Origin of the sequence: [Clostridium] celerecrescens 18A (assembly GCF_002797975.1) — a bacterium.
Classification (GTDB): Bacteria; Bacillota; Clostridia; order Lachnospirales; family Lachnospiraceae; genus Lacrimispora; species Lacrimispora celerecrescens.
In genome coordinates, this window is the sequence record NZ_PGET01000001.1 from 4,384,779 (window position 1) to 4,405,276 (window position 20,498).

General features: G+C 44.0%; 20 protein-coding genes. 19 read left to right on the plus strand and 1 reads right to left on the minus strand.

Annotated elements, in window-relative coordinates; all coding sequences use genetic code 11:
* Positions 1–112 precede the first annotated feature (112 nt).
* The 6 genes from H171_RS19845 (at position 113) to H171_RS19870 (ending at position 5,981) form a co-directional block, all read left to right on the plus strand.
* Positions 113–1,582 carry a glycine betaine uptake BCCT transporter gene (locus H171_RS19845; protein ID WP_100306665.1) on the plus strand — a complete coding sequence of 490 codons (1,470 nt, stop codon included), beginning with the start codon at positions 113–115 and terminating at the stop codon, positions 1,580–1,582.
* Positions 1,583–1,758: 176 nt separating this feature from the next.
* Positions 1,759–2,664 carry a selenium metabolism-associated LysR family transcriptional regulator gene (locus tag H171_RS19850; protein ID WP_100306666.1) on the plus strand — a complete coding sequence of 302 codons (906 nt, stop codon included), beginning with the start codon at positions 1,759–1,761 and terminating at the stop codon, positions 2,662–2,664.
* 74 nt (positions 2,665–2,738) lie between these two features.
* Complete coding sequence (locus tag H171_RS19855) at positions 2,739–3,437, plus strand: GntR family transcriptional regulator (protein ID WP_100306667.1); 699 nt, start codon at positions 2,739–2,741, stop codon at positions 3,435–3,437.
* Between the two features lie 58 nt (positions 3,438–3,495).
* Positions 3,496–4,053, plus strand: coding sequence for a DUF3841 domain-containing protein (locus tag H171_RS19860; RefSeq protein WP_100306668.1), 558 nt, complete (start codon positions 3,496–3,498; stop codon positions 4,051–4,053).
* Complete coding sequence (locus H171_RS19865) at positions 4,029–4,616, plus strand: DUF3841 domain-containing protein (RefSeq protein WP_100306669.1); 588 nt, start codon at positions 4,029–4,031, stop codon at positions 4,614–4,616. The genes H171_RS19860 and H171_RS19865 overlap by 25 nt, the downstream gene beginning before the upstream one ends.
* Positions 4,617–4,898: 282 nt before the next feature.
* Positions 4,899–5,981, plus strand: a complete 1,083-nt coding sequence (locus H171_RS19870; protein WP_100306670.1) for a substrate-binding domain-containing protein — start codon at positions 4,899–4,901, stop codon at positions 5,979–5,981.
* Between the two features lie 54 nt (positions 5,982–6,035).
* Here the strand turns inward: H171_RS19870 and H171_RS19875 are convergent, their stop codons facing one another.
* Entirely contained in the window at positions 6,036–6,734 is a 699-nt protein-coding gene (locus H171_RS19875; RefSeq protein WP_100306671.1) for a GntR family transcriptional regulator, read from the minus strand.
* 188 nt (positions 6,735–6,922) lie between these two features.
* On the opposite strand from H171_RS19875, the gene H171_RS19880 reads away from it, so the two are divergent.
* The 13 genes from H171_RS19880 (at position 6,923) to H171_RS19940 (ending at position 20,435) form a co-directional block, all read left to right on the plus strand.
* On the plus strand, positions 6,923–7,999 hold the full coding sequence (locus H171_RS19880) for a mandelate racemase/muconate lactonizing enzyme family protein (protein ID WP_100306672.1): 1,077 nt from the start codon (positions 6,923–6,925) through the stop codon (positions 7,997–7,999).
* 304 nt (positions 8,000–8,303) lie between these two features.
* Positions 8,304–9,641, plus strand: a complete 1,338-nt coding sequence (locus H171_RS19885; protein WP_100306673.1) for an ABC transporter substrate-binding protein — start codon at positions 8,304–8,306, stop codon at positions 9,639–9,641.
* Positions 9,642–9,724: 83 nt separating this feature from the next.
* The gene (locus H171_RS19890) at positions 9,725–10,672 is read left to right on the plus strand and encodes a carbohydrate ABC transporter permease (RefSeq protein WP_100306674.1); all 948 of its coding nucleotides are present in this window, start codon (positions 9,725–9,727) and stop codon (positions 10,670–10,672) included.
* Complete coding sequence (locus tag H171_RS19895) at positions 10,669–11,508, plus strand: carbohydrate ABC transporter permease (protein ID WP_100306675.1); 840 nt, start codon at positions 10,669–10,671, stop codon at positions 11,506–11,508. The genes H171_RS19890 and H171_RS19895 overlap by 4 nt, the downstream gene beginning before the upstream one ends.
* Positions 11,509–11,517: 9 nt before the next feature.
* Positions 11,518–12,642: an enolase C-terminal domain-like protein gene (locus H171_RS19900; RefSeq protein ID WP_100306676.1), complete on the plus strand. Its 1,125-nt coding sequence runs from the start codon at positions 11,518–11,520 to the stop codon at positions 12,640–12,642.
* The gene (locus tag H171_RS19905) at positions 12,639–13,379 is read left to right on the plus strand and encodes an SDR family NAD(P)-dependent oxidoreductase (protein ID WP_100306677.1); all 741 of its coding nucleotides are present in this window, start codon (positions 12,639–12,641) and stop codon (positions 13,377–13,379) included. Before H171_RS19900 ends, H171_RS19905 begins: the two co-directional genes overlap by 4 nt.
* A 21-nt stretch (positions 13,380–13,400) precedes the next feature.
* Positions 13,401–14,066 (plus strand): RraA family protein, encoded by a 666-nt coding sequence (locus H171_RS19910; protein ID WP_100306678.1) that lies wholly within the window; start codon positions 13,401–13,403, stop codon positions 14,064–14,066.
* A gap of 14 nt (positions 14,067–14,080) precedes the next feature.
* Entirely contained in the window at positions 14,081–14,416 is a 336-nt protein-coding gene (locus H171_RS19915) for a UxaA family hydrolase (RefSeq protein WP_100306679.1), read from the plus strand.
* Between the two features lie 10 nt (positions 14,417–14,426).
* Positions 14,427–15,647 (plus strand): UxaA family hydrolase, encoded by a 1,221-nt coding sequence (locus H171_RS19920; protein ID WP_100306680.1) that lies wholly within the window; start codon positions 14,427–14,429, stop codon positions 15,645–15,647.
* A gap of 3 nt (positions 15,648–15,650) precedes the next feature.
* Positions 15,651–16,421: an SDR family NAD(P)-dependent oxidoreductase gene (locus H171_RS19925; protein ID WP_100306681.1), complete on the plus strand. Its 771-nt coding sequence runs from the start codon at positions 15,651–15,653 to the stop codon at positions 16,419–16,421.
* A gap of 28 nt (positions 16,422–16,449) precedes the next feature.
* Entirely contained in the window at positions 16,450–17,850 is a 1,401-nt protein-coding gene (uxaC, locus tag H171_RS19930; RefSeq protein WP_100306682.1) for a glucuronate isomerase, read from the plus strand.
* A gap of 228 nt (positions 17,851–18,078) precedes the next feature.
* Positions 18,079–18,669, plus strand: coding sequence for a TetR/AcrR family transcriptional regulator (locus H171_RS19935; RefSeq protein WP_100306683.1), 591 nt, complete (start codon positions 18,079–18,081; stop codon positions 18,667–18,669).
* A gap of 221 nt (positions 18,670–18,890) precedes the next feature.
* A complete protein-coding gene (locus H171_RS19940; RefSeq protein WP_100306684.1) occupies positions 18,891–20,435 on the plus strand; it encodes a sodium/proline symporter in 1,545 nt (514 codons plus the stop codon).
* Positions 20,436–20,498 lie beyond the last annotated feature (63 nt).

The following is a 20,498-nucleotide window of genomic DNA, read 5'->3' on the forward strand; positions in this document are numbered from 1 at the left end:
GTTATTCTGAAAGAAGAATTTTTACATGACAGGATAATAATTTATCCTGTCATGTAAAAATCGGATTGCAAAAAAACAGCAAACGATTATATTTTAAAGAGGAGGGTATTACATGAAGAAGAATCAGGTTTTTTACATATCGTTTCTTATTACCATGGCAATTGTTGCATTTGGTCTGGTAGCTCCAGAGCCATTTGCAAAGGCCACAACAGCGGCAAATGATTTTCTTGTCAACAATTTTGGCTGGTTTTACTTGATTTCCATGTTTGTATTTGTTGCATTTTCTTTGATCATTGCATTCAGCAAATACGGGAATATTAAACTGGGGCCGGATGATTGCGTTCCGGAATTCAGCAACCGGTCATGGTTTGCCATGCTTTTTGGGGCAGGAATGGGGATTGGGTTGGTTTTTTGGGGCGTTGCGGAACCACTGAATCACTTTATAACATTTGGAGCAACAGAAGAAGCTGCAAACTTTGCAATGAAAAAGTCCTTTATGCACTGGGGATTTCATCCCTGGGCAGCCTATGCGATCATCGGTATGGCACTGGGATATTTCCAGTTCAGGAAAAATGCTCCCGGCCTGATCAGCAGCATCTTTCTTCCCATACTCGGTGAAAAGGGAGTCAGAGGACCGGTTGGAAAGCTGATCGATATTTGTGCGGTTTTTGCTACGGTAGCTGGAATTGCCACTTCCCTTGGACAGGGAACCATGCAGATCAACTCCGGACTGAATTTCCTGTTCCATGTTCCAACAACACGTTTGGTCCAGATCGTTATCATCATTGTTTTGATGGTCATCTATACCTGGACGGCTGTAAGCGGAATTGATAAAGGTATTAAGCTGTTGTCTGACATTAATCTTGTACTTGCAATTGCAATTCTGGGCGGTGCTTTTCTTGTCGGCCCCAAGCTTCTGACTTTAAATGTTTTTACAAATTCCATCGGCAGTTATGTGAATGACTTTGTAAAGGACAGCTTTGCCATAAATCCTTTTGGGGATAAATCATGGCTGGGTTCATGGACTATTTTCTACTGGGCATGGTGGATCGCATGGGGCCCCTTTGTAGGTACGTTTATTGCCAGAATTTCTAAGGGCAGGACCATCCGGGAATTTGTTTTCGGAGTAATACTGGCTCCATCCTTAGTATCCTTTATCTGGTTCTCCGTTTTCGGAAGCCTTGGTTTAAATCTGGATAAAGGCATTATTTCTGAGGCAATTGAAACAACGGAAACCGCATTGTTTGTAGTATTCCGCCATTATCCACTTGGAAGCATTTTCTCCATCATAGCAATTTGCCTTTTGGGAACGTTTTTTATCACATCGGCAAACTCAGGGATCTTTGTTTTATCCATGTTTTCTTCCAATGGCGACATGGAGCCGGCCAACAGTAAAAAGATATTCTGGGGAGTGATCCAGGCTCTGCTGGCGTTGGTACTGTTAATGACGGGAGGCCTTGGAGCGCTTCAGACCTGCTCTATTGTGGCAGCGTTCCCTCTGGCTATCATCATGCTCTTATGCTGCGTGTGCCTGATCAAGGAACTGATGAAGGAAAAGCCCAAAGCGCCTAAAAAAGAATAAAAGTTTACTGTTTGTTCATTGATAAATCAAACGGATAAGATTGTATAACCGGCTGATTCACAAACTCAAGGCATAATAATGATTTTTTCAACCATACAGCTGAAAGCGCCTGCATTTTTGTTTATGATAAAACAGCAGGCGCTGTCTGGCTATGTTCATAAGAAAGTAGAGATCATATGGAATTTAAACAGTTAGAAGCATTTGTACAGATTTCCAAGCTTCAAAGTTTTTCAAAAGCCTCCGAATCCCTATTCTTAACTCAGCCTGCACTGAGCAGTCAGATCAATGCGCTGGAAAAAGACATTGGAACCCAGTTGTTTGTCCGTTCCACAAAGAGGGTATTTCCCACCAAGGCAGGGATTGATTTTTACGAGTATGCACAGAAAATGCTGGCTTTAAGGGATCAATCTCTGTATGAAATGGGCAAGTATTCCAAGGAATGTACGGGAGAGGTCAACATTCTGGCTTCCAGTGTTCCCGCCCAGTATATTTTGCCTCAGCTGATCGCTGATTTTAATAAGGAATACCCCAATATTGTCTTTCGTCTATACCAGAAGGACAGCGGCGGAGTATTTGAAGAGCTGATTAAATATCAGTATGATATCGGGTTTGTAGGTACGGAAAGCGAGAATTGCCGTTATACTCTGACCACTTTGTGCAAGGATCAGCTGGTTTTGATACTTCCTAGGGATATGAAGTATGAGGGCAGCCGGGAGGCGTCAGAAGTCATAAGGTTTATCTCGGATAAAAATTTCATAATGAGAGAACAGGGTTCAGGTACCAGAGCGGAAATGGAATTGTTCTTAACCAGGTACGGCCTTTCGGAAAAAGAATTAAAAGCGGTTGCCTACTTTGGCAATACTCAGGGAATTGTGGAAGCTGTTTCTCAGGGAATGGGTATTTCCTTTGTTTCAAAGGCGGCAGCAAAGATTTATACCCGGCTGGATCTGATCAATGTGGTGGAAATTGATTCAGAGCTGTTAAGCAGAAACATCTTTTATGTACAGAAAAAGGACATGATATTAACGCCTGCCCAAGAATTATTTATAACCTATGCAAAGAATTGTTATCAGAATATTTAATTGTTTATATGATTTGTCTTCCATCTATAGTATAATATTCTGTTAGATAGAGTTTATATTGAAAGGTGGATATTATGGTCATTGATTCTTACGATAAATTAAGCCATATGATTACATATTCAAAGGCAAATCTAAGTGAAATTGTAGTTTCCTATGTAAAAAATAAGATCCTGACAGGAGAACTGAAAAGCGGAGACCGGTTAGTGGAAACAGATATGTCGGAAGAGCTGCAAATCAGCAGAGCTCCGATAAGAGAAGCTTTAAGAGAGCTTAATATGCGGGGGATCCTTACTTTTTCTCCCAAAAAGGGCAGTCAGATCCTTGAAATGGGTTATGAAGATATTATAGAGGTTTTCTCCATCCGGATTCCCCTGGAAATGCAGACCCTTACCATTATTTTTGAAAAATCTCTGCTGAAGGAACAGGATCTGGATTATCTGGAGGCTTTAAATGAAAACATGATTAAGCCGGAACGTGACAGTGACATTGAAGATAAGGAGAAGACCTTTGTTTTAAATACAAGCGATATGGCTTTTCATAAATTTTTCTGGGAAAAATCAGGGAGCTTCCGAAGGGCTGAAATCCTGGAAAATCAGTATTTTCAACTGCTGATAGCCATGAATCAGGACCTCTCCACCTTGGGTTCCATGAAAGAGAAGTTTGCCGAGCATAAAGCAATTATTGAAGCATGCCGTACCGGATCTCTTGAAAAAACCTTATCCGCATTTCAGGCTCATATGGATTCTTATTTAAAGGCGGTTACAAAGCTTTAAAAGCGAAAGAAAACGGCTTGTACTCTTAATGATCACTTGATCGGAAGGAGGAATAACTATGACTGAAAAAATAAAAGTGTGGACAAAGCAGCATGAAAATATACGAAATGACCTGGATCAAAATGGAAGATATCTTGTAAAAAAGGAGTATATCGTCAATAAGATGGAAGAGCATGCGGGGATATATCTGGATACTTACAACTGGCTGTATCATTCCGCCTCTAAGTTCATGGAAATACCAAAGGATGCAAAATACCCTATATGGGTATCTGTTACAGAAGAATCAAAGATAAATAACAGCGATGGAAATGTGCTTCTGGAAATTCTGGTGGATGCAGAGAAACTGTTCATCATGGACCTGGAAAAGTGGGGGTATATCGTGAATTATATGTATATTCCAAAGGATCCGGAGGATGCCAGGGAGCATGAGGAACTATTGAAACGATATGGCATCGATGATAGCACGGCATACATGTCCCCCTTTTATCCCAGTGTGAAAAATAAGATCAGGAAAAGCTGGGAAAGGCTTTTTGATGCGGAAATCCAACTGAGCCCTGCCAGGGTAGGAATCATCTGGGAGGTGAAAAAGGAATGGATCGTAAAGATGGATTCATAGAGCTTTATACCGTTCAATTAAATGAGATTGCAGACTCTGTAAAAGACGGTCACTGCCATTATGTAAAGATGAAATACATTGAGGATAAATATAGAGAAGTAAAGGGTGTTTTTTTAAATGCCTACCGTTGGTATGTCCGCCAGGCGGCCGTTATCGTAGATAAGCCGGAACAGGCGGAATCAGCGGTATGGTCGTTTGTCAATGAAAAATATACAGACTGGCATCCGGGTTATACGGTGATGAAGCTTAAGGTGCCGGTGGAGGAGGCCGTATTTTTCCGGATGTCCGACTGGAATAAGGTGTTGAACCTAAGATACGTTGGCAGGACAAAGGACGAGGAAGATCAATATTTTGAGAAGCTTGAGAAATACGGAATAAAGTATGAAGGGGATGTTTATGAAACTCCTTTTTACCCCCAGTTAAAGGGAGAACTGGCTGCAAGCTGGACCAATCTGTTTCGGTTTGACCGTGAGGTCAAAAGTGAAGGCCTCCTGGTATTTGAAGATATGCAGGCCGGGCTTTGGTGTATAAAGAAAGAGTGGGTGGCCGGCGAACGCAGGTAACCGGGAATAAAGAGTGTTTTTGGTAATGAATTTCCCCAAATATGCAAAGTCCATGCCTGTAAAAAACTGTTGAATTACTTCAATCATTGATTGACGATACCTTGTTTACATTCTGAGCTGTTCCGTTTGATAACGGACAGCTTTGTTTTTTGTACCCAAAACAAAAACAGAGCAGATCCGGAGAAGTATTATGGAAAATGTGATTGAAAATTATGGATAGATTGTTTAATATATAATATATCAGGTTGCAGGTTATAGACTGTAGAAACGCGGGGTGAATCAATGAAGTCACAGATTACGATGAAGGACATGGCCAGGCACTTTGGGGTATCGCTTAACACGATACATAAGGCAATTGCCGGGAAGCCGGGAGTCAGTGAGGCTACCAGGAAAAAAATAATGGATTACGCTGATGCCAATGGATATAAATTAAATGCCATGGCTTCTTTTCTTAAGCGGAAAAATATTAAAATCGCAGTTTGCCTTCCCGAACTGGATGAGGACAGCAAGTATTTTTACAGTTATATCTGGCAGGGTTATAGGAAGTATATGGCGGAGTGGGGGGACTTGAATATTCAGGTTCTTGAGATTCCATATAAAAAAGGAAATCTTATGGAAACACTCAGACAGCTGGAAAAAGAGTGTGAGGGCAGCGACAAGCTGGATGGTCTGCTGACCGCACCTCCCAGAGATGAGGCAGGAATTCATGTGATCAGGCAATTCACTGATAAGGGCGTATGTGTTGTGTTCGTTACAGGCGATAACGATGAATGCGGCAGGCTGGGTACCGTAGTCGGAGATTATTATGCGGCAGGTCAGATTATGGCAGAGCAGATATGCAATATTCTGAAAGAAAAAAGCCGCATTCTTCTGATGGCAGGAGATCAGTATAAGGATTCTCACTATCTGGTTGCAAAGGGATTTCACGAGTATATCAGGCAGACCCGGGTGGAATATGCCATAGAGGATTTGTTTGGCTATTACGAATCGGACAGGCTGGACGAAAGTATTATGCAGACCCTGACAAAGAATCCACCGGATGCGGTATGCTGCGTATTCGCCAGAGGAAGTGCAGTTTTATACAAGGCTCTTAAATCCAGCGGCTTGGCAGGAAAGCTTCCGGTAATTGCAAATGATGTGTTTGATGAAAATGTGGCGGCTTTAAAAGACGGTACGTTCACGAATCTGGTTTTTAAGGATCCCTATAAACAGGCGTACTTGGCAATGAAGATGCTCTGCGAGTATCTGCTTAAGGATATGGAACCAAAAGACAGGGTTCGAAAGGTGGAAATCGTCCTTATTTTTAAAAGCAATGTGAATTATTATTGGAAGAATATAGAGGATATGCAGTATTTAAGATTATAGAAATAAATGGAAGATGGTTATCCGGGGGCGCCTGGAAGCCATCTTCTTTTTCTGTTAAGAGTTTTCAGTATTCCGTTCCTGAAATGTCTCGCCCGGTATGCCCTCAAGGGCTTTTGACAATGTGATGAGCGAGTGATTGATGTGCCTGTTTACCGCCATGGCAATCTGCTCGTCGTTTTCTGTCATCAATGCTTCAATGATCTGTTGATGCTGGGGAAGGTTATCTTCACGGCAGGAGCAGTGATGGATTGCAGCAAATACGGCCAGGCGGTAGGTCTCGATCATAATATTCTCATAAAAAGCAATGAGTGATTCATTCTTCGTTCTTTCGATGAAGTACATATGAAATTGAATGTCTTTTTTATAAAACTCCATGTCATTTAATTGTGAGCTGTTTTGCATCTGGTTCTGGAGCTCTAAAATTGTGTTTTTGGAATAAGTTCCTTTGAACTGTGTGATAATGGCAGGTTCCACAATTTTCCGAATCTGATATATCTCATTAATATATTCCTGGGTAAAGGAGCGGACCTGCATACCCTTTCTGGGGTATATCATAATCAGATTCTGGCTTTTTAAAGCCACAAGCGCTTCTCGAATGGGGGTTCTTCCGAAAGACAGTTCCTCATTCAGCATTTTTTCGGAAATATCCTGTCCGGGAAGATACTGGCAGGAAAGGATTTTATCTAAAAGATAATTGTAAGCCAGTTGGGTCTGAGACAGGGTACGATGAGGGGATGCATCTTTGAAAATCATGATTGCCTCCTTAAGTTTGTATTTTTAGATATATCACGGTTAAACCGTGCTGACAGAGTTATTATATATCAGCTTAGAATTAAATTCAATCAGTTTTAATATTATATGAATATATATCGTTGACAGATATATCAGACAATGATAAAGTTGAATATAAATATATCAGAAACAATAAGGAGGAAAGCGACATGAAAATCAGGGAGATGAGGATTTATAAAGCCTTATCGGAAATCTCAAAACCCATTGCAGATGCAACCCATGATATATCAGAAATTGCATTTTATGTGGTGGAGATAGAAAGTACGGACGGGGTAACCGGTCAGGGATATTTGTTGTCGTTTCATTACTCACCCAATGGGATCGAAGGTGCACTGAAGGATATTAAAACGTTTATTGAGAGCAGGGATTACAGCATTTTTCAAACGCAGGATATTCAGAACGATTATGAAACGGAATCAGAGTATTTTGGTATCACGGGACTGCAGCGGTGGGCTCTGGCCGCGCTGAATATCGCCCTTTGGGATGCTTATGCCAGGACTTTAAAGCAGCCTATCTGGAAGCTGTTTGGCTGCCATACAAGAAAGATTCCGGTATACGGCAGCGGTGGCTGGATCTCTTATTCGGAGAAGGAACTGGTGGAAGAAGTGGTTGATTACAAAAGGAGAGGCTTCCAGGCGGTGAAGATTAAAGTCGGATCTCCGGAAATGAACCAGGATTTGGAGCGTCTGACAAAGGTAAGAGAAGCAGTGGGCGATGACTTAAAGATCATGATGGATGCCAATCAGGGAATGGATGTTCCATCGGCAGTAAAACTGGCAAATTCGGTAGAGAATCTGAACATCCACTGGTTTGAGGAACCTGTTGTTAATACAGACTTTGAAGGGTATGCCGCAATCCGTACAAAAACCAGGGTTTCCCTGGCAATGGGAGAGCGGGAATACAATACGGTTGCCCTGCGGGAACTGATCATGAGAAGGGCTCTGGATTTATGGCAGCCGGACATCATCAGACTGGGAGGTGTAGAGGAGTGGACCCGATCGGCAGCACTGGCAAACGCATTTCATATTCCGGTGCTGCCACATTACTACAAGGATTACGACGTACCTCTTCTGGCATCTGTAAGAAATCCTTACGGTGCGGAATCCTTTGACTGGATCGACGGGATCATAGACAATAAGATGGTCATCGACAATGGCTACGCCAGGCCGAGGGAAGGCGTGGGCTGGGGATTTAACTTTCTGCATCAGTATCTGGATGAAGTATAACGATCCTATGAGTAGCTGCAGAAAAAATTGGAAAAGTACATAAAAGGGTAACGTTTCACCAGCGCCGGTAATATGTTAAATCCTGTCTGAAATATGAAAAGTGCTGACAGGTATTTTGATCTAAGGGATGATTTTGGAATTTATTACACACAAAAAGCAGCTTAAAGAGCTGCTTTTTGTGTGAATAAGACAAAATGGGGAAATGTTTTCCTAAAAAAATATTGACAGTTGCGTATAAACGTGGTAGCATCAGAACATAAAGCAAGGGAAACGTTTCTTTAAAACTATATGCAGGAGGTTTTTTATGAGATCAAAGAAGTTATGTTCAGCTATGTTGGCAGCTACTATGGCAGCATCCATGCTGTGGGGGTGTGGGGCGCCTTCCACTGCCAGTAAGAAAACGGAGTCTGTGACTACAAAAGACACGGCGGCACAGCAATCACCTGAAAGCGGGGATCAGACATTGCGGGTTACTGTTCAGGCATGGATGATGGGCAAATATGATTTTGAACGAATTGCAAAAGAGTTTGAAGCCGAAAATCCTGGAGTCAAGGTAGTATACAATCAGGTAGATAACGTGGACGTTACAACCAGCATGTTGGAATGGTCCCAGGGAAAAACGACCTGTGATTTAGCCCTCGGCGGTGACCGCTCAGAGACAGTTCCCTATGCGGCCAACGATTACGTTGTAGAATTCACAGATGACAATTTTTTTAACGGAGATTTTACCAGAGATAAGTTTATAGATTCTTTCTTAGAAAGCGGAAATGCAGACGGCGTGCAGTACATGATTCCCCTGTTAGGCGAAGTTCTCGGCTGCGTTGTCAATATTCCGATGATGAAAGAGGCCGGATATGTAGATGCAGACGGGAAGATCCTTCCGGCAAAGTCCTGGGATGACATGTATGAATATGCAAAGAATTTGACAAAAGACGGTCAGACAGGCCTTGCCATTGACTGGGGTAATAATATGGCAGTAAAGGCCTATGACGCCTGTGTCATGGGAGTCAATGGAAATCTGTATGAGTCCGATGGAAAGACACTGAATTTCACAGCAGTACCGGTGAAGGGTATGCTTTCTGTATGGCAGAACCTGGTAAAGGACGGCTATACCACCACTGATGTATTTGCGGACGCAGAGGCCAACAGGACGAATTTCAAAGCCGGTCATGTTGCCATGCATATTGCTCCGGCTTCCCGCTGGATCGAGGCTGGTGAGATTTTAGGTTCAGATAATGTAGGCATCATGCCCATACCCGGAACAGATACCAATGGATCCATTTCCTATATTCATGGTGCGGTAATTCCAAAGGCTTCCGATAAACAGGAGCTTGCAATAAAGTTTATTAAGGATAAACTGCTTCAGGCGCAGTTCCAGATGGATTCCATGGGCGCTTATGGTAAGATGTCACCCATAAAGGCACACTATGAGAACTTAAAGAATCCATACTGGCCTGAAGTTATGGAGTTTACAGAAAAAGCATCGACTCCGCCTCTGTATAAGGATTACACAAAGCTGGATACCAATATGCAGATTGAGCTTCAGAAAATGTTGACCGGAGGCTCTACAGCAGATGAATTTTCTACTAATATGAGTAAGTTTATGACTACGATTGACTTAGAGTCAGGAATGAAGAAGTAATAAGAAACGGATGAAAGCCGGGTCAATTGCCTTTGTAGCCATTGTTCCGGCTTTCCGATTAAATATAAGTAGAGGAGTAAAATATGGGGCATAAAAAAAGTTTTGGCTTAAGATTAAAAAAGATGATACCCGGTTATGCGTTTGCGGCTCCCGGTATTTTGTTTGCAGCCATATATATGGGATATCCCCTCATACGGTCATTTTATTTGAGTTTCACAAAATATAATTTTGCATTTGATAAAAATCCGGTTTTCTGGGGGCTGTCTAATTTTACAAAGATGTTTTCAGATGCTTATTTTATGGATTCCCTTAGGAATACAGCAGTATTTTCTTCTTTATTTTTCCCCTCCCTTATGATTTTTTCTCTGATCATTGCTATGCTTTTAGACAAGGGAGTCAGAGGATCCGGTGTTTTCAGAACCTGCATCTTTCTCTCCATGGTAGTTCCCTTATCACTCACCGGTATTATCTTCCAGTGGATTTTAAATAACCAGTACGGACTTTTAAACACCGTACTAAGGGAGGTGTTTAAGCTGGATTTCCTGGCCCATAACTGGCTGGGAGAAGGGAAATGGGCCATGGTCTCCATTGTCGTAGTCAGTCTATGGAAAAACATGGGAATGCTTGTGATATTCTTTATTGCAGGTCTTGCCGCAATTCCGGGGGATATCATCGAATCAGCTAAGATCGATGGCGCCAATGCGTACCAGAGGATTTTTCTGATCATATTACCGAATTTAAAGGAAAGCTATGTCATCTGCGGATTATGGGCGATCATTCAGTCTGTAAAGGTGTTTGAGCAGCCTTTTGTTATGACCAACGGCGGTCCGGGCACGGCGACTCTGGTGCTTTACCAATATACCTGGATGAATGCGTTTAAATACTATGAAATGGGTTATGCTTCGGCAATTGCATATTTTATGGGAGTTATTATTCTGCTTCTGTCAGCCCTTAACATGTATCTAAACAGGGATAAGGATGTGGATGAAGTAAAAGGAAAAAGATCAAAGAAAAGAGAGGTGAAAGCATGAACGAAAAGAAGAGTGTAAGTAATATCGCTGTATTTGTTTTGTTATTCATCACCTCATTTGTTTTTATCATTCCGTTTTTATGGACATTTCTTACTTCAATAAAGCCGGATGAAGAAATTTATTCAGCCGCACTGACCCTGTTTCCTAAGGAATTTTATATAGGGCATTATACGGGAATATTCACGAAGCTGGGGAATTTCTTAAAATATTTTTCAAATTCTGTGATCGTATCCTTTTGGAGTGTTTTTCTGAATGTATTGCTGGCCTCGACCCTGGGATATTCCTTTTCCAAGTTTCAGTATTGGGGACGTGACTTTTTTCTGGGATTTGTATTGCTGATCATCACTCTTCCATATGTAATTTATCTGATCCCCATCTACATTATGCAGTCACGGTTTGATCTAATCGATACCAGACTGGGACTGATTCTTCCCTATACCGCTACGAACCTGCCCATGTCCGTATTTATCATGCGGGGACAGTTCAATGGTGTACCAAATGAGATGATGGAGGCCGCCAGAATTGACGGCGCGACCCATTGGCAAACTTTTTCCAGGGTCATGCTGCCGATTGTAAAGCCCGGAATTGCCACCGTGATTATCATGACATTTATTACTGTGTGGGGCGAGTTTACATATGCAAGGACTCTGTGCACAACAGCAAGATCCCAGACTCTGGCTGTTGGAATTACATTTTTAAGGGATGAGGCCGCTTCCTGGCAGTACGGTACATTAACGGCTACGATCATTCTGTCATTAATTCCTGTCCTGATCATATTTCTGTCCATGCAGAAATATTTCATCAAAGGTATTATGGCAGGAGCAGTGAAAGGATAAGGACAGCTTATGAAAATCATAAAATTTGAAACGTGGTGGCTCAAACGGGATAAATGCCTGTTTGATCAGAAGAGAAAAGGCAAAAGCAATATGGATTGGGACGTGGTCGTGCTAAAGCTGACCACGGACACCGGAACAGAGGGGATAGCAACAGCCCTTGCGGCCCGTTCCGGCCAGGTTACGGAAAGCTATCTCCATGATAATATTGCACCGGTTGTATTAGGACGATCCCCTTATGACAGGGAAAAGATATGGCATGAGCTGTGGAACATAGACCGTCACCTCACCTTTTTTCCGGTCTACCTTCCGGGGCCCGTGGATGTGGCCCTTTGGGATATTTGCGCAAAGGCTGCCGGATTGCCGTTGTACAAATATATCGGAGCATACAGAACCCAGCTTCCCGTTTATGCCAGCGGCCTGTTCCATGAGGATCCGGAGGAATATGTGAGGGAAGCACTGTACTACCAGTCCAAAGGGATCAACTGCTATAAGGCTCATCCATCGGGACCTTATGAACTGGATATGAAAATTCATGAGAACATTCGAAATGCCGTAGGGCCTGATATGAAGCTCATGAGTGATCCGGTGGCAGAGTATACTCTGGAAGAGGCAATCAAAGTGGGGCGGCATTTGGAGAAACTTAATTATGAGTGGCTGGAGGAGCCATTCCGGGATTTTGAACTGGATAAATATTCCCGTTTATGTGCTGCTCTTGATCTTCCTGTTGCAGCTACAGAGACGACCCGCGGCTGCCATTGGGGCGTGGCCCAGGTGATCAATCAGAAAGCAGCCGACATCGTCAGAGCTGATGTATCCTGGAAGTGCGGTATTACCGGGACACTGAAGATCGCTCACCTGGCGGAAAGCTTTGGTATGCAGTGCGAGATACATACAACAACGATGAATTATATGGATCTGGTGAACCTGCATGTTTCCTGTGCCATCCGAAACTGCAAATATTTTGAATACTTTGTTCCGGAGGAGGATTTCTCTTTCCCGATGAAAGGTCTGCTGCCCATTGATGAACAGGGTGTGATCAAAGTACCGGAAGGTCCTGGTGTAGGAGCAGAACTTGACTGGGAATTAATAGAGAAGCTTTCCGTTTCTCATCGGGCGGAGGTATTGGAAGCATGAATTTAACAGGAAAAACCGGAATCATAACAGGCGGATCCAGCGGAATCGGATTTGCAACAGCGAATGTGCTTGCTGAAGCAGGGGCGCTGGTTTATGCCGTCAGCAGAAGCGGAAAACCTAAAATCCAGGGAAAGAAAGGTCATCCCGGTGTCATTCATCTGGCAGCTGATGTCTGCGATTATGAGGCGCTTTCAGAGCTGGTAAATAGGATTGGAATGGAGCATGGAATTGATTTTTTGATCAACAATGCCGGTATTACCGTGAAATGCCGTGCGGAAAATTTTTTGGATTCCGACTTTGAGCGGATCCATCAGGTCAATGTAAACAGTGTATTTAAGCTGTCCTGTCTGTGTTTTCCCTATTTAACCAAATCTATCCACAAAGGCAGGATCGTAAATATTACCTCCATGGCTGCCCACCTGGGATTTTCGGAAGTAGTGCCATACTGTTCCAGCAAGGGAGCTGTGCTTTCCATGACAAGAGGGCTGGCAGTTGAATGGGCCGGTGACGGGATCAATGTTAATTCCATTGCCCCAGGCTGGTTTCCCTCGGAAATGAGCCGGAATGTCATGGATGAAGAACGGAAGTTAAAAATCTTATCCAGAATGCCGGTCCATCAGTTTGGTGATCCCAGAGACATCGGAGAGATGGCAAAATTTCTTGTGTCAGATAGCTCAGAGTACATTACGGGCCAGGATTTTGCAGTAGACGGGGGAGCTCTGGCGTTTGGATATTAAGCGGATAAAGGAGAGGCGAATATGAAATTATGGAATGATGAGAATGAGAAGTTTGCACTGATGAAAGAAAGATTATACACGCCTGTAGTGGGTGATATTCTAGACGGTATGGGATATTACCATCAGTTTCTTCCCCAGGATATCCGTCCCTTAAGGGATGATATGAAACTGGCAGGTAAAGCTATGCCCGTGCTTATGATCGATGTGTTCGGTCCCCAGAAAAAACCTTTCGGCTATTTAACAGAAGCCCTGGATCAGCTTGTGGAAAATGATATCTATCTGGCCACAGGGGGAAGCAAGCGCTGCGCCTACTGGGGAGAGCTTCTGACGGCAACCGCCCGCACCAGAAAAGCCGTGGGTGCGGTTGTAAACGGCTGGCACAGGGATACTCCCCAGGTGTTGGAACAGAACTGGCCGGTATTTTCAAACGGCTGCTATGCCCAGGATTCCAGTGTCCGGACCCAGGTGGTAGATTACCGCTGTGATATCGAAATTGGCCAGGTGACCATTCATGACGGAGATTTAGTGTTCGGTGACGTGGATGGTGTTTTGATCATTCCCAAAGATGTGGCGGATGAGGTCCTTGAAAAAGCGCTGGAAAAAGCGGCAGGGGAAAAGGTGGTAAGAAAAGCAATAGAAGGCGGCATGAGCGCAACCGCTGCCTTTGCAAAATTTGGGATTTTATAGAACCGGAGGTCACTATGGAAAAAGAACAGAAGGCATTCCAAATCGTGGATACGGATAATGTGGCAACGGCACTGGAGGGCATCCTTCCGGGAATCGTGAGCCTGTTGGGCGATACCTCTTTGGGTGAGATAACCGCAGTAACCGATGTGCCCAAAGGGCACAAAATATCTCTTAAGGATATGGAAGCCGGAGAAGATATAAAAAAATATGGGATTCGGATCGGCAAAGCCACTCAGGCCATTAAAGCCGGAGAATGGGTGCATCTCCATAATATCCACAGTGTATATGACGAGCGGTCCAGCCATTTGGATGTGTTTACCGGTGCACCTAAGGATACAAAGTATGAATAGGAGGGGTCAGATGTCAGGTGAAAAGCTGGAATGCAGCTGGCAGGGTTATGTGAGGAAAAACGGCACCATGGGAATCCGGAATAAGGTCCTGGTCATCTATACGGTAGAGTGCGCCTCCTTTGTAGCTAAGGAAATTGTACATAAGATCAATGACCCGGAAACAGAAGTGGTGGGATTTTCCGGTTGTACGGATAATGAATATGCAGTGCGCCTTTTGATTTCCTTGATCCGTCATCCCAATGTAGGTGCAGTACTTCCGGTAGGCTTAGGCTGTGAATACGTTCAGCCGGAATGGCTGGCGGATATTGCAAAAAAAGAGGGAAAGGAAGCCGCCTGGATGTTCATTCAGAATGAAGGCGGTACCAGAAAAACAATTGAAAAAGGGGTGCAGCTTGTTCGCGGGATGCAGGAGACCTTAAAGAAGACCAAACGGGCTCCCATGGGCTTAAAGGACTTAATCATAGGCGCGGAATGCGGCGGCTCTGATTATACCAGTGGTCTGGCTGGTAATGTAGTGGTAGGACGTTTCAATGACCGCCTTATTGAAGCAGGAGGAACCGCTGTTTTTGAGGAAATCGTGGAAGCCATAGGTTTAAAAGAGCTTTTACTGGAACGTGCGGCAGATAAAAAGGCTGCGGAGGAGATCTCTGACACTTATGATAAGGCTCTGGAATACTGCAAATCCGTAAGACAGTATTCTGTAAGTCCCGGAAACTTTGCCGGAGGGCTTTCCACCATTGAGGAAAAGAGCATGGGTGCTGTTGTAAAGAGCGGAAGCAAACCCATACAGGGCGTCCTAAAAGTAGGGAAGGTACCGCCTGATAAGGGGTTGTGGCTTTTAGACTCCACACCGGATCCCTACTGGATGCAGTTTGGGATCACGAATCCCAATGACAATGAAGGTCTGATGGATTTAATTGCATGTGGCTGTCATGTGGTATTTTTAGTTACAGGAAGGGGAAGCGTGGTAGGTTCAGCCATATCTCCCTGCGTCAAGGTGACGGGAAACTCGGCCACCTATTCGGCAATGCAGGAGGATATGGATTTTGATGCCGGTCCTGTTCTGGCAGGCAGATGTTCCCTGGAGGAGATGGCACAAAAACTGCTCGAAATGGTTGTAGATGTGGCAGCAGGAAAACAAAGCAAGAGTGAGGCACTGGGGCATAAGGAATATTTCATCCCTTATAAATACCAGAACACAGAAGTTGTAAAAAAATGCAAGGAGGCATGAGCCATGTTTGATACAGGTAAATATTTTTCTCTGAAAGGTCAGACCGCTGTTATAACAGGGGGCTCTACCGGACTGGGGCTTGCGATTACCAGATGTATGGTGGGCGCCGGAGCGAAGGTGGTTGTCTTAAGCTTTGAAAGCGGGGAACAGGGACAGAAAGCACTGGAAGAATTTGGGGGAAAGGCTGTTTTCTATCATTTTAATATCACGGATACAGACCATACCCAGGAGATGGTGGATCGTATTATTGCAGAACATGGGCCTGTATCCATTTTGGTGAATAATGCAGGAAACCATTGTAAGAAATTTATTGAGGAAATGACGGTAGAGGATTATGTGAGCGTGCTGAACGTTCACCTGGTAGGCGCATTTGCCCTGACAAAGGCATTATTCCCTCATATGAAAGAACAAAAAAAAGGCAGCATCCTCTTTCAGGCCAGTATGACCAGTTTTATCGGCCAGCCTCAGGTGGCAGGCTATGCGACAGCCAAGGCAGGTTATCTTGGTCTGGTACACACGCTGGCGGCAGAAGGCGGTTCTTACGGAGTCCGGGTAAACGCCATAGCTCCGGGCTGGATCGATACGCCCATGTATCACAAGGCAACGGATGAGGATGAAGTAAGACGCAATAAGATTCTTGGAAGGATTCCCATGAATAAAGTAGGTGACCCCTTGGATATCGGTATGGCTGCTGTATTCTTATCCAGTGATGCGGCAGGTTATATATCAGGCTCCTGCCTTCCTGTAGACGGCGGCGCTCTGATCGGATTCTAATGAGGCACACAAAGAAAGGGGTAGCACGGTGAACCATCTATTTTCGGAGGAATTGCTTTTAACAAATCGGACAGGAAGTTACTTCTATCATACCTATGCCAAACACCTGCCCATCATTGATTATCATTGCCATCTGGTTGCCAGGGAGATTTATGAAAATGAGGAATTTGAAGACCTGGGTGAAATGTGGCTTGCCCACGACCATTATAAATGGAGAGCCATGAGGACTTTTGGGATCGATGAATTTTACATCACCGGAGGAGCCGGTTATTACGAGAAATACTTAAAATTTGCAGAGATACTGCCGAGGCTGATCGGGAATCCTGTTTACATCTGGTGTGCATTGGAGCTGAAACGTTATTTTGACATAGAAGAGCCTTTGGGGCCGGATAATGCGGAAGAGATCTATAAGAAAACAAAGGAATTGATCAAAGGACGCCATATGACGCCAAGATGGTGTATGGAACGTTCAAAGGTAGAGATTGTCAGCACAACGGAAGATCCTGTGGATACTCTGGATTATCATATCCGGATGAAGCGGGATCCGGCCATTAAGACCAGGATCCTCACAGCTTTTCGGCCGGATCAGGCATTTTACTGCGAATGGTCCTCCTTCTCGAACTATATGGGAAAGCTTTCTCAGGCGGCAGAGCAGGAAATAACAAGTTTTTCTTCCATGATGAGTGCTCTGGAACAGCGCCTGTCTTTTTTCGCAGAATTTGGGACCAGAGTGAGCGATAACGGTATGGCGGATATTACATGGTGTGATTACACAATGGAAGAGGTGGAAGCGGCTTTTGATAAAGCGCTGCAGCAGAAAGAACTGTCAACGAAAGAAATAAACCAGTATCAGTCTGCATTTGTCATTGAGATGGCAAAGCTTTATAAAAAGTATGGATTTGTTATGCAGCTCCATATCGGGACCTACCTGGATGCCAATCAAAAAAAGGTGAAAGAAATCGGACAGTCCACTGGATTTGATTGTGTGGATGATACCACCTCTGTCCGGTCTGTGGGTGCGATTCTTAACCGATTGACGGAAATGGATGAGCTGCCAAAGACAATCCTTTATCCGCTTCATGCGTCACAGGTGGAGTCCTTTGCCATTCTGGCCGCTGGTTTTTGCGATGGTAAGGTAAAGGGAAAGGTGCAGTTGGGTGCTCCATGGTGGTTTAATGATCAGTCCTATGGGATTGAGCGCCAGTTCTATGCGGCGGGGAATCTTTATCCGGTCAGTTTATCAGTAGGTATGCTGACAGATTCCAGGAGCTTTTTAAGCTATCCCCGTCATGAGCTTTACAGGAGAGTTCTTTGCAGTTATTTAGGAGAGCTGGTGGAGCGAGGGGAATATTTCTCTGATGAAATATATATAAAAGAGATGATCGAATCAATATGTTATAAAAATGTAAGGGAATATTTTGGATGGTAGGGACAAGAGAGATTATTCTTTTCCCAAGTATTAGGCATTACGGGTAGTCAGCAATTATCGGGAATTTTACAGGTCAGAAGGCAGGCTTTTGACTGGATCCTGGATAAAGCTTTTTTCAAGTAAGATGAGCCTTAAGCTGTCATAGAAAAATGGACAGCATCCCCTATCCTGTGTTATACTTGCTGAAGAACCGAAGATCAAAATGCTTGAATGCAAGGAGGGCCGGGCATGGCAAAAAAGAATGTTCGGAATACCAGGGGGAAGATCGTGAATGCGGCCTGGAAGTTATTCTATGAACAAGGATATGAGGATACTACGGTAGAAGAAATCATTGAACTGTCCCAGACTTCCAAAGGATCTTTTTATCATTATTTTGATGGAAAGGATGCGCTGCTAAGCACCTTGAGCGTCCTGTTTGACGATAAATATGAAGAGCTGACCAATATCATTGAACCGGAATTACCGGCAATGGAAAAGCTGCTGCTCCTCAACCGCGAGCTGTTTGGTATGATTGAAAACAGTATTTCCATTGATCTGCTGGCAAGGCTTCTATCTACCCAGCTTGTTACCAACGGAGAGAAACACCTCCTGGACCATAACAGGACTTATTATAAGCTTCTTCGAAGGATTATTGCACAGGGACAGGAAAAGGGGGAGATAGGTACCCGTTTCAGTGTTAGTGAAATGGTCAAGCTTTATGCCCTGTGTGAGAGGTCCCTCATGTATGACTGGTGTTTATGCGGCGGAGAATATTCGCTCCGCCAGTACAGTGCATGTGTTCTGCCTTCATTTTTAAGCGGTTTTCTACCGGAATCATGACTGAAAATAAGACTTGTCTTAGATTTATTATAAGATACCGTATTGTATAAAATCCTTTTAAAATAAAGAATATTAATATATTTAATATAAAACGTCTAGTATATAGTCTATACTTCGTTCTGCGTTGCGTTCTATTTCCACCCATGCTATAATACCCCCATTATGGCTTATTATGTTTACATAAAAAGCTGTCTAAACATTTCGACAACAGGAGGGAAGTTATGAGCATAGGGCAGGCGGGGATTTTATTATCCATCATCATTTATCTGGTCAGTATGGTCTACATAGGATTTTATTACAGCAAAAAGGGGGGCGGTGATTCTGCGGATGAGTTCTACCTGGGAGGGAGGAAGCTGGGGCCGCTGGTTACTGCCATGAGTGCGGAAGCCTCCGATATGAGCAGCTGGCTGCTTATGGGACTTCCGGGAGTTGCTTATTTAACCGGAATCGCAGATGCAGGATGGACTGCCATTGGTCTGGCTGTGGGTACCTATTTAAACTGGCTGCTTGTCGCAAAACGCCTTCGTCGGTATTCGGTGGTGTGCAATTCCATTACCATTCCGGATTTTTTTTCAAGGCGTTACCGGGATGAGAAAAACATTTTGATGTGCATTTCTGCTGTCATTATTCTGATCTTTTTCATTCCTTATACCGCATCCGGATTCAAGGCAATAGGCACGCTGTTTAACAGCCTGTTTCAGATTGATTACCATGGAGCCATGATTGCAGGTGCGGCCGTAATTGTGGGCTATACAGTAATGGGCGGATTTATGGCCGTGTCGACCACAGATTTAATCCAAAGCATTGTCATGAGCATTGCACTGGTTATCATTGTTTTTTTCGGAATACTGGTATCTGGCGGCTGGAACAATGTTATGGATAATGCCCGGTCTCTCGAGGGCTATTTAAGCATGGTCCAGGTTCACAACTTGTCAAATGGCAGCGCCACTCCCTATGGGTTTCTTTCCATCATCTCCACCCTGGCCTGGGGACTTGGTTATTTTGGAATGCCCCATATCCTGCTGCGGTTTATGGCTATCAATGATGAAGATAAGCTTAGGACTTCCCGCCGGATTGCTACTGTATGGGTGGTTATCTCCATGTTTGTTGCGGTTCTCATTGGAATCATCGGATACAGTGTTTCAGTTGCCGGCCATATTCCCATGCTGTCAACCGGGTCTGAGGCAGAAACCATTATCATCAGGCTGGCAGATCTTTTAGGGAAAAGCGGATTTTTATTAGCCATTGTTGCCGGTGTGGTTCTGGCGGGAATCCTGGCATGTACCATGTCAACCGCAGATTCCCAGCTTCTGACTGCTGCTTCCGGTGTATCCCAGAATCTTATGCAGGACTTTTTAAAGATTAAGATGAGCACAAAAGCATCTATGATGGTAGCAAGGCTTACGGTTATTGGAGTCGCACTGGTGGGTATGATCCTGGCCTGGGATCCTGACAACTCGGTGTTCACCATAGTATCCTTTGCATGGGCGGGATTTGGTGCCTCCTTTGGGCCGGTGATGCTTTTTGCCCTGTTCTGGAAGCGGAGCAATTTATGGGGTGCCATAGCCGGTATGGTGTCAGGAGGTGTTATGGTGTTTATCTGGAAATATGCAGTACGTCCATTGGGCAGCATATGGAATATCTATGAGCTGCTTCCGGCCTTTACCACTGCATGTGCGGCTATAATCATCGTATCACTGGTAACATCTCAGCCTTCCAAAGAGATTTATCAGGAATTTGAGTCAGTGGGCAGTAAAATGAAATAAGGCTTTATATTGGCAATACCAGGAAAACACGTTTTTCCTGGTATTATTGTTCTCGGAATTTGA

Bases quoted from the DNA above. Each gene is read 5' to 3' on its own strand.
- H171_RS19845 (WP_100306665.1), top strand. From the start codon at position 113: ATGAAGAAGAATCAGGTTTTTTACATATCGTTTCTTATTACCATGGCA.
- H171_RS19850 (WP_100306666.1), top strand. From the start codon at position 1,759: ATGGAATTTAAACAGTTAGAAGCATTTGTACAGATTTCCAAGCTTCAA.
- H171_RS19855 (WP_100306667.1), top strand. From the start codon at position 2,739: ATGGTCATTGATTCTTACGATAAATTAAGCCATATGATTACATATTCA.
- H171_RS19860 (WP_100306668.1), top strand. From the start codon at position 3,496: ATGACTGAAAAAATAAAAGTGTGGACAAAGCAGCATGAAAATATACGA.
- H171_RS19865 (WP_100306669.1), top strand. From the start codon at position 4,029: ATGGATCGTAAAGATGGATTCATAGAGCTTTATACCGTTCAATTAAAT.
- H171_RS19870 (WP_100306670.1), top strand. From the start codon at position 4,899: ATGAAGTCACAGATTACGATGAAGGACATGGCCAGGCACTTTGGGGTA.
- H171_RS19875 (WP_100306671.1), bottom strand. From the start codon at position 6,734: ATGATTTTCAAAGATGCATCCCCTCATCGTACCCTGTCTCAGACCCAA.
- H171_RS19880 (WP_100306672.1), top strand. From the start codon at position 6,923: ATGAAAATCAGGGAGATGAGGATTTATAAAGCCTTATCGGAAATCTCA.
- H171_RS19885 (WP_100306673.1), top strand. From the start codon at position 8,304: ATGAGATCAAAGAAGTTATGTTCAGCTATGTTGGCAGCTACTATGGCA.
- H171_RS19890 (WP_100306674.1), top strand. From the start codon at position 9,725: ATGGGGCATAAAAAAAGTTTTGGCTTAAGATTAAAAAAGATGATACCC.
- H171_RS19895 (WP_100306675.1), top strand. From the start codon at position 10,669: ATGAACGAAAAGAAGAGTGTAAGTAATATCGCTGTATTTGTTTTGTTA.
- H171_RS19900 (WP_100306676.1), top strand. From the start codon at position 11,518: ATGAAAATCATAAAATTTGAAACGTGGTGGCTCAAACGGGATAAATGC.
- H171_RS19905 (WP_100306677.1), top strand. From the start codon at position 12,639: ATGAATTTAACAGGAAAAACCGGAATCATAACAGGCGGATCCAGCGGA.
- H171_RS19910 (WP_100306678.1), top strand. From the start codon at position 13,401: ATGAAATTATGGAATGATGAGAATGAGAAGTTTGCACTGATGAAAGAA.
- H171_RS19915 (WP_100306679.1), top strand. From the start codon at position 14,081: ATGGAAAAAGAACAGAAGGCATTCCAAATCGTGGATACGGATAATGTG.
- H171_RS19920 (WP_100306680.1), top strand. From the start codon at position 14,427: ATGTCAGGTGAAAAGCTGGAATGCAGCTGGCAGGGTTATGTGAGGAAA.
- H171_RS19925 (WP_100306681.1), top strand. From the start codon at position 15,651: ATGTTTGATACAGGTAAATATTTTTCTCTGAAAGGTCAGACCGCTGTT.
- H171_RS19935 (WP_100306683.1), top strand. From the start codon at position 18,079: ATGGCAAAAAAGAATGTTCGGAATACCAGGGGGAAGATCGTGAATGCG.
- H171_RS19940 (WP_100306684.1), top strand. From the start codon at position 18,891: ATGAGCATAGGGCAGGCGGGGATTTTATTATCCATCATCATTTATCTG.